Origin of the sequence: Lactiplantibacillus plajomi, assembly GCF_005405405.1 — a bacterium.
In the GTDB taxonomy this organism is placed as follows: domain Bacteria; phylum Bacillota; class Bacilli; order Lactobacillales; family Lactobacillaceae; genus Lactiplantibacillus; species Lactiplantibacillus plajomi.
Map to the genome: position 1 here is coordinate 52,424 of NZ_BJDZ01000016.1, position 10,674 is coordinate 63,097.

Below are 10,674 nucleotides of genomic sequence, written 5' to 3' on the forward strand. Positions count from 1 at the left end.
CTCACTTAATTGACTTATAAAACTAATTAATAATTTCAACACCATCGCGGCCATCGACCTCCGTCACGGAAACCTTGATCCGTTCCTGAAGGGCCGTTGGGATATTCTTACCGATAAAATCAGCGCGAATCGGGAGTTCCCGGTGGCCGCGGTCAACAAGCACGGCTAGCGCAATGCTTTGCGGTCGGCCACCACCCATCAACGCGTCCAGCGCGGCACGAATCGTACGGCCGGTGTAGAGAACGTCGTCAACCAAAACAACCCGCTTATCCGCCACGCTAAACGCCAGCTGGTACGAACTCGGCGCCTGATCGTCTTTGGGTTGGTCATCGCGAAACGCCGTGATATCCAGTTCACCGACCGGAATTTGGGCCCCTTCTAATTGTTCCAAGCGGGCCGCAATCCGTTCAGCAAGGTACACACCACGGGTTTTAATGCCAACCAAGACCACGTTACGAACACCTTTATTTTGTTCAATGATTTCATACGTTATCCGTGTCAATGCACGTTTCATCGCCATGGAATCAACAACTTCTTTTTGCATAATTGCCTCCTAAGTATTTTGGTCTGCATGCGAGTCACCAACATTACAAAGAAAGACGGCCGGAAAATACATCCCGGCCGTCAACGAAAAGTTATTGTTAACAGGTTGCCTTTCAGTCTCGCAGGGCCGGATTAAAGGACTCTCATTAATAGTAAGCCTAATGATTCAAGTCACTTTTGTCAAGCTTCGCCAACGTTGCCTTAAAGATCGGTGGTAACGGCGCTTCGAACGTCAATTGTTCACCAGTCACCGGGTGTTTAAAGCCCAATAGCCGGGCGTGCAAAAACTGGCCGTTGCCCTTGATGGTCTTCTTCGGACCGTAAAGCGGATCACCAACTAGCGGGTGACCGATCGACTGTAAGTGAACCCTGATTTGGTGGGTCCGTCCGGTTTCTAACCGACAACTGATCAGGGTATAGTGCTGATAACGTTTCAACACCTTAAAGTGGGTCACGGCGGCACGACCATCGCGAACGACCGCCTGCTTTTTACGGTCCTTCGGCGACCGGCCGAGCGGCGCGTTGACCGTGCCGGTATCTTCCTTAATAACACCGTGCACCAGCGCCACGTATTCGCGTAAATTAGTCTTGGCCTTTAACTGGGCGGCTAAGGAGCGGTGCGCCCGGTCATTTTTAGCTACCATTAATAATCCCGAAGTATCCTTATCGATGCGGTGCACGATGCCCGGCCGAAACTCGCCGTTGATCGTTGACAGGGGGCTATGGTAGAGCAAGGCGTTGACTAAGGTGTGGTCCGGGTGCCCCGGTGACGGATGAACGACCATTCCCTGCGGTTTATTGACCACTAACACGTCGTCATCTTCGTAAACGATATCTAACGGGAGGTCTTCGGCCACTAACTCGGTCGACTGGACTTTCTGAGCAGCCACGGTCACCACGTCACCCGCTTTGACCTTATATTTACTCGGCTGAAGTGCGCCGTTGACTCTTACTTGGTCGGTCTTGATCAATTTATCGACCTGCGAACGCGTCCAGGTGGTCTGCAGCCCCGCTAAAACTTTGTCTAGGCGGCCACTTTCGGTCGTGACCGTAAACGTCTGGGCCGCACTAGCGAACTGGGCAGCCCCTTCCAAATTATTTTTCAAAACTATCATCCCGCAAAACACCGATTAAAATCACGATGACCCCGACCGTTAAACAGGTATCCGCGAAATTAAAAATCGGAAAATTAAAGAAATCTAACTGAAACATATCGACCACGTAGCCCAGCCGAATCCGGTCGATAAAATTGCCGAGGGTCCCGGCAACCATTAAGACCAGCCCGAACTCGTAAATCCGGCGCTGCCGTAACCGCCAAAATAAATAAAGCATCACACCAAGCGCCACGACCGAAATCAGGTAGAAGAAACTCATCTTACCTTCTAACATACTCCAGGCCGCCCCGCTGTTATGTAAATTAGTCAGGGACAGTAAACCCGGTACGACGTTGACGGTCGCTCCCAGCGCAATTTGACTGACTACGGCCGCTTTGATCACCTGATCGATCACGACCAGGGCAAACATTAATATCCAATAAATCCACATTTGCTGTTCCTCACAATCACTAAACTGACTTTTATTATACCAAAAGTCGACTAGCCATGGCATTTTCGCCGCCTAAATTATCCGCCGAACATAAAACCAGACTGCCGGACGGTCGTTACCGCCCCCGCAGTCTGGTTTTCAAATCACCTTGTTTTAAATCCAGCAGCTAAAAAAGCCCGGAAATGGTGCCGTCATCGCTAATATCCATGTCCAACGCCGCCGGATGCTTTGGCAAGCCGGGCATCGTGAGCACGTTGCCGGTCAGTGCGACAATAAAGCCAGCCCCCAGTTTCGGTACGAACTCCCGCACGTTAATCGTAAAGCCGCTCGGCGCCCCCAACAACTTGGGATCATCACTCAGTGAATACTGGGTTTTGGCCATGCAGACCGGTAGCTTATCCCAGCCATACTTGGCAAAGGTCTTAAGTTGGCGTTTAGCCTTACCGGAATATTCGACCGCCGCCCCGCCGTAGGTCTTTTCAACGATGGCTTGAATTTTGTCTTCAATCGGGGCGTCAGCCGGTGATAACGGCTTAAATTCACTCGGCTGGTCACACAATGCAACAACGGCGTGGGCCAGTTCGACCGCACCATCACCACCCTGGCCCCAAACGTCGGCTAAAATCGCCTGAACGCCGAGGTCCGCGCAGTACTCCTTAACGGCTTGAATTTCATTTTCCGTGTCAGCGGTAAATTCGTTGATGGCTACCACCACTGGAACCCCGTAACGTTGCATTGCGTGGATGTGGTGCCCCAAGTTGGCTGCGCCGGCCCGTAACGCCGCTACGTTTTCTTCACCGAGATCCGCAAGCGCTACTCCGCCGTGCATCTTCAGGGCGCGGATGGTCGCAACGATCACGACGGCATTGGGGGCTTGACCAACCGCCGGCACGTTAATGTCCATGAACTTTTGCCCACCGAGGTCGGCACCGAAACCGGCTTCGGTCACGGTGTAATCCGCTAGGTTCAACCCTGCTTGGGTCGCGAGCACACTGTTACAGCCGTGAGCAATGTTCGCAAACGGCCCACCATGAACCATTGCCGGCGTGTGCGCTAACGTCTGCACCAGGTTCGGCCGCAACGCGTCTTTTAGCAACAGGGCGATTGCGCCGCCAACTTGCAAATCGGCAACCATGACCGGCTGGCGGTCGTGAGTATAGCCAATCACAATGCGGTTGATCCGCCGTTTTAAATCGGCGATGTTTTCTGATAAACATAAGATCGCCATCAACTCACTGGCTACCGTAATGTCGAAGCCGTCTTCGCGCGGCACACCCGAAGTCGGGCCGCCTAGCCCGATTACCACGTGGCGCAGGGCCCGGTCGTTAATGTCTAAGGCACGTTTCCATTGAACGCGGCGCTGATCAATATTGAGTGCGTTACCCTGTTGGATGTGATTATCGATCAGGGCCGCTAACGTATTATTCGCAGCAGTTAGGGCGTGCATATCGCCGGTAAAGTGTAAGTTGATATCTTCCATTGGGATGACTTGCGAATAACCGCCACCGGTTGCGCCACCCTTCATGCCCATGACCGGCCCCAACGACGGCTCGCGTAAGGCAATCATTGTTGATTCGCCAATCTTAGTCAGAGCGTCACCTAACCCGATGGTGACCGTGGACTTTCCTTCACCTGCCGGAGTTGGGTTGATCGAGGTGACTAAAATCAGGTTACGCTTCGTCTTTTTAACCGGTAATGGTAACTTTAACTTGGCCTTAGCACTCCCGTACTGGTCGATTTGATCAGCCGTTAAGCCAGCCTTAGCCGCAATTTCCGTAATCGGTTGCGGGGTGACACGTTGTGCAATTTCAATATCTTTCATCTTTGCCGCTCCTTTTTTGATCAATACTTAAGTCTATTATACCGAATATCCCAAAAATATGAACAATAAATAGATTTATAAATAAATTAGTTCGGTTATTAAGCGTTCTGAGCGATTTTAATCAAACTTTCACGGGACTTCTTCGTCATTAAGAACTGGTACTCGTTTTTATCAATTTTAACTTTAATCCCCCCGCGGACCGGGCGAATCGATTCCAACTGATCGCGCGGAATCACTAACCACGAGCGGTTAAAAACCGTGCTGAAAATCAGCAAATTCCGGTCAATGGATACCCGGCGTAAACCGATTTGCAGTGTCACCGCTAGGATAAAGACGAGCACGATTGCAACTAATAACCAGTTAAATTTCAAAATTTCAAGCCAGTAAATGATGCCGAGCATTAAAATTAAGCCGGTCCAGGACCAAACAATTAGACTCGACACGGGTTTTGGTTGATACTTAAAGGTACGTTTCGTATTATTCACAGCAAAATTCCTTTCAAATTGGAGCGATAACGATGCAATTATATACGGATGCCGCAACGGCACCAACGACCAATGCCAGCGCCGCCGGGATTTTATTGATTGCCGGCGGTCAGCAACACCAGTACAAGCAACCCTTACCGGTTAGTGACAATCATACCGCAGAATTTTTAGCGGCAATCGCCGGGTTTAAAATCTTATTAGATACTTATGGTCCTGACCAGGCCGTGTTCTTTTATACCGATAGTCAGGTGGTCGCCGAAAGTGTTGACAAGGCGTATAGTAAAAACTTCGCCGTGGAACTTGCCACCCTGCTTAAATTACAGGACCAGTGCCAAGTCGTCATCACCCAGTGGATCGCTGAAAGCGATAATCACGGCGCCCACCAACTCGCCCAGCAAGGCCTACACCTAGATTAATCCGCCGACCGCAAGTAAGTTTCGACCGGTAACTGGTAAGCGGACCAGTCGTGACGGCCGGTACGAACGTAATCGGCGAGCAATTTGCCGATAATTGGGCCAGTTGTCAAGCCTGAGGAGCCCAAACCGCTGGCGACCAGCACGTGCGGATTATCCGGTAACGGCCCGAAGAACGGCGCAAAGTCGCGGGTGTACGCCCGGGTCCCCACTTTAACGGTCGTAATTTGATCCCGCGTTAAGTTAGCGTCCAGCTGACGGCCGCTGGCAAATAAGTCATCTTCAACTAGTGACGAAACTTGCAGGTCGTAACCCTGATCGTTTTCATGAGTCGCACCGACGACTAACTTACTACGCGTGAACGGAATAAAGTCCCGCTCACCCTCGGGCATCAACACCGGGACGTCGTCGGGCCAAGTTTGGGGTAGTTGCAGTTCGATCAACTGGCCCTTTTGCGGCCGAACGTCGGCCACTAACTTCATCGGCAGGAGCAGTGGTTTCAACCAAGCACCCACAGCTAAGACCAACGTATCGTAATTCATTTGACCGTTCGCCGTTAGTAGTTGGCCCTGTTCACCCAACTTAACTTTGCCCTTATGACGGACCAAGTTGCGCTTTTCGGCGTATTGTAACAGGTGTTCCGTAAACTTAGCGCCGTCGACGCGGGCGCCACCACTCACAAAGACCCCGGCTTGCGGTGCCGTCAACAGCGGGAGCCGCGCCTGAACTTCGGCGGCACTCAACTTTTCAATGGTTCCCATTTGGGGCGCTGCCTGGCGGCGTTCGATGGCTAATTGGTACAACGTCTCAAGGTCGTCCGCGTCCGCACGGGTCACAATTGTCCCGGACTGTTGGTAAACGGACATCCCCATCTGCGTGTCCGCAACGATTTCAGGGTACAACGCGGCCCCCGCTTTTGCCAAAGCGTACCACCGTTGATTTCGTCGCTTGGATAACCACGGTGAGATAATTCCCGCCGCGTTCTTCGTCGCTTGCCCGATCCCGTCGTCATACATGGTGACGGACAGCGTCGGGTCGGCACTTAAATAATAAGCGACCGTTGCACCAACGATGCCACCACCAATGATTGCAATTTGTTTTTGCATATAAAACGCCTCCACACCCAGTCTGCTTTCATTCTAGCATAACTAACACCGACGTGTGGTGACGACCTAATTGTAAAAATTGCCAACGTACCATAGTTTTTTCATATTCCTCACACTTTGGGCATACTTTTGCTTTAAACTAAGTAGTGGTGTACGACTATATTGAGATAAGGGACTTTTGCTATGTTTATTACTTTATTATTACTACTAGCCCTCTTTTTGGCGATGGGCATTTGGTTCACCTACTTGAACCTCAAACAACCCTACATGGTGAGCACCGACGATGCGACGCTCACGACTAATTGGCGCAAGGGCCACCAGCTTCGCCAAACAGTGACCGGCGCTAATTCGGGCTTGCGGTGGGCGTATTGGCTCAGTCAGGCCAGCTGGATCTTGGGCGCGGTGCTAATTCTAGTGAGTTGGGTCAGTCTGGAAACCCGCTTGAACCTACTGCTTTTTCCCGTCCAAACGGCCATCTGGACCGCTGGGATCCTAGTTTCCGGGCTCCTATTACTATTGGTACCCACGCTCATCTGGCCGAGTGCCAGCTACCGCTACTTACAAACGCATCCTAGCGTAGCCCAGCCAGTCGCGGCCCCCGCGTTCAAACGTTACCGCCGCCAACAACTCATGAGCGTCATTGCGTTCATCCTCTTTTTACTATTGAGTTGGGTCGCACGGGCCGTTATGACGAGTACCGCCCCCGTTCTGGTCGTCCAGTACTTACTACTTAGTGCAATTACAGCGATTCCAATCGTTGCCCTGATCAGTCTGATCAGCCAGCTCTTCTATTTACACCAAAGTCGCTGGCTCCGCGTTAAGGCCAGTGACTACGTACGCTTTGGTCGCCGGTACTACTTTTTAAATCAGCTGATTGCCAAACAACCAACGGCCAAGAAAACGTTGCGGTTCGTCATCAGCGGTCGGATTCTCGCTTTAATTGCGACCCTCTGGGCGATTTGGACGATCTACCGCAACATCTTCGCCCCCGCTTTTAGCGTCGATTACAGTGCCGTCTTCCCAGCAGCCATCGCGGCGCTGATTGCCCTGGTCATCGTTGAAACGATTGGCGCGTTGTGGCCGGCCAAACAATACGCGGCCGCCAAACAATTACCGGCGGACCAATCCCCATTTGAGGTTGCCGACCAAGCCCAATTTGACCGCTATAACGGCCACTTATTCCACTTGCACCTTAGTGGTGGCATTGTTTGGGTCACCATTTGGCTAGCCGTGGTCCTGTCTTATTACTTTTTAACATAAGCTGCAAAACAAAGCGTCCTGCCGAATTGTCGGCAGGACGCTTTTTGGTTCTATAAATTTAACTACTTTGTCTTGACGTAAAGTTTATTGGCCGTGAAGTAGTTGCCCTTGTTGGTTTCAAAATAACGCGAGCCGGTCGAACGCTTATGAACCGCGACGATCTTCAGGGCCTTATTCTTTTTATGCAACGCAACCCGGTTACCCTTAGTGAATTTTGAGCTACGGTGCGTGTAAATATTTTGCTTAGCAACAATTCGTTTACTGGATGGGACCGATTCAATGTAGGCGTGGTCCGAACGTGAGACCTGGGCCGAAATATAGCCCCCACGTGACAACTTAATCCGGTAATACGAGCCACTTTTAACTAATTTACCAGCGTAGGTTTTTCCCTTCGGCAATTTCGTCTTCGTGGCGTGTTTCAAATTAATGTCACTAAATACGGTACTATTTTGCTTCAACGTGTAACTGCCGTGTTGGCCGACCCAGTAGCCGGTCACGTCTTGGGAGAGCACCCACTGATTAAGACCCGCTAAGTAAACCGCCTGCTTGGAGTGCGACCGCTTATAGGACTTGACCGCGGTGATCCGGTAATACTTCTTCTTAACACGCGTTGGGATAACCGTCCGGTCAACATAACGCACCGCCCCCGCATGTAAGTAGACGTGTTGCCCCTTCGTATAACTACTGTATTTGTAAGTAACTGGCTTAGTTACCTTATTGGTAGTACTGGTGGTCGTGGTCTTCGGCTTAGCCACCGTGGTGGCCTTATTTTGCCACCACTTTAACGGATGGTAAACCGTACCCCACTTTTTACCATAACGATTGTTATCAACGTACTGCCCTAATGCTTTTAGATAATAATTGTCGGTATACTGCCAAAGTGAAAATGAAACGGTCGGCTTATAACTGTAATTGGCGATCCACTGGGCGTCAAACTTCTTTCGGGCCGAGTTCGCGTAAGTCGTTGCAAACGACTGGTACGAGTAGAACAGCAAGTGCTTCTTCGTCAGCTTGCGCATTTGACTGTACCACGCCTTAACCGCCGTATTGGCCGCCGAAGCACTCATACTCGTTGTCTCAAAATCCAACACGTAAAACGTCGTGTGCTTATTCGACCGCCTGTAAAAATCCTTAGCTTCCTGAATCGCACCGCTCTTAGACGTAAAGGTCGCAAAGTCGTAGGAACCAAACGGGACACCGTACTTGACGTACAAGTTCTCGTTAGTTTTGTGATGAATATCTTCGTAATTACTACCGTACTGCACCCGGTTAATGACAAACTGGGTCTGACCTTTCAAGTTCTTAACCTGGGTCTTTGATAACTTACCTTGCCACTCGGAAATATCCGGCACCGAGGCCTGCGCAGGAACCGCGATCATCATACCGAGGCAACTCCCCAGCGCTAGCAGCCCGAGCTGCCACTTTTGATTTAATTTCACAATATTCGCCTTCCTACAAGTATTTATATGTAAATGATAACTCATTAATAATTTTACATATAAATTTTTGATAAAGGTTCTCAGTTTGATTGCAAACATGTTACAGTTTCATGACAAATCGTGAAATAATCAGCGTCACGTACCCGGGTCAATTATGTATAACTCTGGAATTACTGGCGTGCCGGGTTGTTTAGCCGTCGGATTCGTGCGGCTGTTTGCCGCGGCGCCGCGCCGTATAATCGCGGTACAAACGCTAACCGGCTGTCATTAGTAGCTACCGGTTGGTTAAAGATTAACGGGTTGGTTTCAATGGCCGCCTCAATTTGTCGATTATGCCAATCTTCCATTCTAGTCACCCCCTCACTCAATCACGGGTAGAACCCAACTCATTGGGGGATTCGCCGTGATTATCACTATTTTATCATTATTTTTTAATTTTTAAACGTCAGCGCCGCAATAAGCACCGTGCTTGTCTTTCCCGCACTAATCTGTCAAAGTAGGCTTATATTAATAAATTTATGAGGTGGTGAACAAGCATGTTAATTAAACCACAAAACATTCAAGACGTGCCGGTGATTGAAGTCATCGAAGATGCGCTGATCGACCAACCGCTACCATTGGTCGTTTTTTACCACGGTTGGCGCTCACGTAACGACCTGGTGCTGACCCAAGCCCGCAAACTAGCTGCCAAACGGCTCCGCGTCATTCTCCCCGACGCTATCAACCATGGTCAGCGGGTTCAACCGGTCAGTAGCCTGCCTTCCTTCACGTTTTGGAATAGTATTCAGGGCAACCTCGCCGAATTCGACCTGTTGATCCAGACTTACCAACGCCGCGGCTTGATTTTAAATAATCAGATCGGGGTCGGCGGCTACTCGATGGGTGGCATGACTACCGGGGCGCTATTGACCCACCATCCTGAAATCACGGCAGCGGCAATTATCATGGGGACCCCCAATCTGAACGCCTACGCTGAACTGGTGCGGCACTACGCGGCTAAGCAACACGTGTACCTACCGACCGCGATGGCCGATTTAACCGGCTGGATCGACGCCTTCGATCTAAACCTACATCCTGAAACGATTGCTAAGCGGCCACTGCTATTTTGGCACGGTACGGCGGATGAACGGATTCCTTACCAGCAAGCGCGAGACTTCTTCGACCGCATTCATCACGAAGCTTACGGCCAACAAACCGCGTTTATCACCGGCTACCAGGCACAGCACCTCGTTAAAATCCCGTTAATGGAAAAGGTAGCCAACTTTTTTGATTACTACCTAAATCAAACTGAACACCTTTAATCATAACTACCCGTAAAACGGGTAGTTTGCTCCAGGGCTATAAGCCCTATGTACTAGCCAGCGTCTCAAGGCGCTGGCTTTTGTGTATCAAAGCCAAACTGCTTTTGTCACTTTTGCGACCGCTTTAAGCGGTGTTCGTATTACTTACCTTGACCCTTAAAAGGGTCTTCGTATTCCCGGACACTTAACCGATCTTGTGCCTGATCATGCTTTTCTTGATCACGGATATATTTTTTGATAGTGGCTTCATTAAGCCCAACCGTGCTAACATAATAGCCGACTGACCAAAAATGTCGATTCCCAAATTTATACTTCAAATTCGCATGCTGGTCGAACATCATCAAGGCTGATTTGCCTTTTAAATAACCCATAAAACTGGCAACACTTAATTTGGGTGGGATACTTACCAACAAGTGTACGTGATCTGGCATCATATGACCTTCCAATATCTTTACACCTTTATATTGGCATAACAAGCGAATATCATCTTGCAAGTCACGTCGGTATTGATTATAAATTATTTTTCTCCTATACTTTGGAGTGAATACGATATGGTACTTACACAACCACTTGGTATGTGCAAGACTGTTTAGTTTATTCGCCATTTCTGACGTCCCCTTTCGATTTTGAATGTTTGGCTCTGACACCTACATTCTAAATCTGCTATAGTCCCCTTAAGGTTGACAGATGAAAAACTATAATTTCGTCTATCAACTCTAAGGGGATTTTACTATGCCTAGAAGCAAATTCACGGCCGAAG

General features: G+C 49.8%; 12 protein-coding genes. 3 read left to right on the forward strand and 9 right to left on the reverse strand.

Annotation, left to right across the window (positions count from 1 at the left end; genetic code table 11):
* Positions 1–22: 22 nt before the first annotated feature.
* From pyrR to FFM82_RS07995, 5 genes are all read right to left on the reverse strand, one after another.
* The gene (gene pyrR, locus FFM82_RS07975; RefSeq protein WP_137645333.1) at positions 23–544 is read right to left on the reverse strand and encodes a bifunctional pyr operon transcriptional regulator/uracil phosphoribosyltransferase PyrR; all 522 of its coding nucleotides are present in this window, start codon (positions 542–544) and stop codon (positions 23–25) included.
* Positions 545–701: 157 nt separating this feature from the next.
* Positions 702–1,658, reverse strand: coding sequence for an RluA family pseudouridine synthase (locus tag FFM82_RS07980; protein WP_137645334.1), 957 nt, complete (start codon positions 1,656–1,658; stop codon positions 702–704).
* Positions 1,639–2,088 carry a signal peptidase II gene (gene lspA, locus FFM82_RS07985; RefSeq protein WP_137645335.1) on the reverse strand — a complete coding sequence of 150 codons (450 nt, stop codon included), beginning with the start codon at positions 2,086–2,088 and terminating at the stop codon, positions 1,639–1,641. The genes FFM82_RS07980 and lspA overlap by 20 nt, the downstream gene beginning before the upstream one ends.
* Before the next feature lie 166 nt (positions 2,089–2,254).
* Entirely contained in the window at positions 2,255–3,910 is a 1,656-nt protein-coding gene (locus tag FFM82_RS07990; RefSeq protein ID WP_137645336.1) for a formate--tetrahydrofolate ligase, read from the reverse strand.
* A 98-nt stretch (positions 3,911–4,008) separates the two neighbouring features.
* On the reverse strand, positions 4,009–4,395 hold the full coding sequence (locus FFM82_RS07995) for an EbsA family protein (protein WP_137645337.1): 387 nt from the start codon (positions 4,393–4,395) through the stop codon (positions 4,009–4,011).
* A 32-nt stretch (positions 4,396–4,427) separates the two neighbouring features.
* Between FFM82_RS07995 and FFM82_RS08000 the strand changes: the two genes are divergently transcribed.
* Complete coding sequence (locus FFM82_RS08000) at positions 4,428–4,811, forward strand: ribonuclease HI family protein (RefSeq protein WP_137645338.1); 384 nt, start codon at positions 4,428–4,430, stop codon at positions 4,809–4,811.
* On the opposite strand, the gene FFM82_RS08005 is transcribed toward FFM82_RS08000, so the two are convergent.
* Entirely contained in the window at positions 4,808–5,914 is a 1,107-nt protein-coding gene (locus FFM82_RS08005) for an NAD(P)/FAD-dependent oxidoreductase (protein ID WP_137645339.1), read from the reverse strand. The two genes, FFM82_RS08000 and FFM82_RS08005, sit on opposite strands and share 4 nt — an antisense overlap.
* A gap of 183 nt (positions 5,915–6,097) precedes the next feature.
* On the opposite strand from FFM82_RS08005, the gene FFM82_RS08010 reads away from it, so the two are divergent.
* A complete protein-coding gene (locus FFM82_RS08010; RefSeq protein WP_137645340.1) occupies positions 6,098–7,174 on the forward strand; it encodes a hypothetical protein in 1,077 nt (358 codons plus the stop codon).
* A gap of 62 nt (positions 7,175–7,236) precedes the next feature.
* Here FFM82_RS08010 and FFM82_RS08015 read toward each other — a convergent pair whose 3' ends face one another.
* Both FFM82_RS08015 and FFM82_RS13550 read right to left on the reverse strand, forming a co-directional pair.
* On the reverse strand, positions 7,237–8,613 hold the full coding sequence (locus FFM82_RS08015) for a GH25 family lysozyme (protein ID WP_174795692.1): 1,377 nt from the start codon (positions 8,611–8,613) through the stop codon (positions 7,237–7,239).
* Between the two features lie 170 nt (positions 8,614–8,783).
* A complete protein-coding gene (locus FFM82_RS13550) occupies positions 8,784–8,960 on the reverse strand; it encodes a hypothetical protein (protein WP_170178254.1) in 177 nt (58 codons plus the stop codon).
* Positions 8,961–9,149: 189 nt separating this feature from the next.
* Between FFM82_RS13550 and FFM82_RS08020 the strand changes: the two genes are divergently transcribed.
* Positions 9,150–9,914 carry an alpha/beta fold hydrolase gene (locus FFM82_RS08020; RefSeq protein WP_137645342.1) on the forward strand — a complete coding sequence of 255 codons (765 nt, stop codon included), beginning with the start codon at positions 9,150–9,152 and terminating at the stop codon, positions 9,912–9,914.
* Between the two features lie 140 nt (positions 9,915–10,054).
* Here FFM82_RS08020 and tnpA read toward each other — a convergent pair whose 3' ends face one another.
* Positions 10,055–10,519 carry an IS200/IS605 family transposase gene (gene tnpA / locus FFM82_RS08025; RefSeq protein ID WP_137645343.1) on the reverse strand — a complete coding sequence of 155 codons (465 nt, stop codon included), beginning with the start codon at positions 10,517–10,519 and terminating at the stop codon, positions 10,055–10,057.
* Positions 10,520–10,674: the final 155 nt, after the last annotated feature.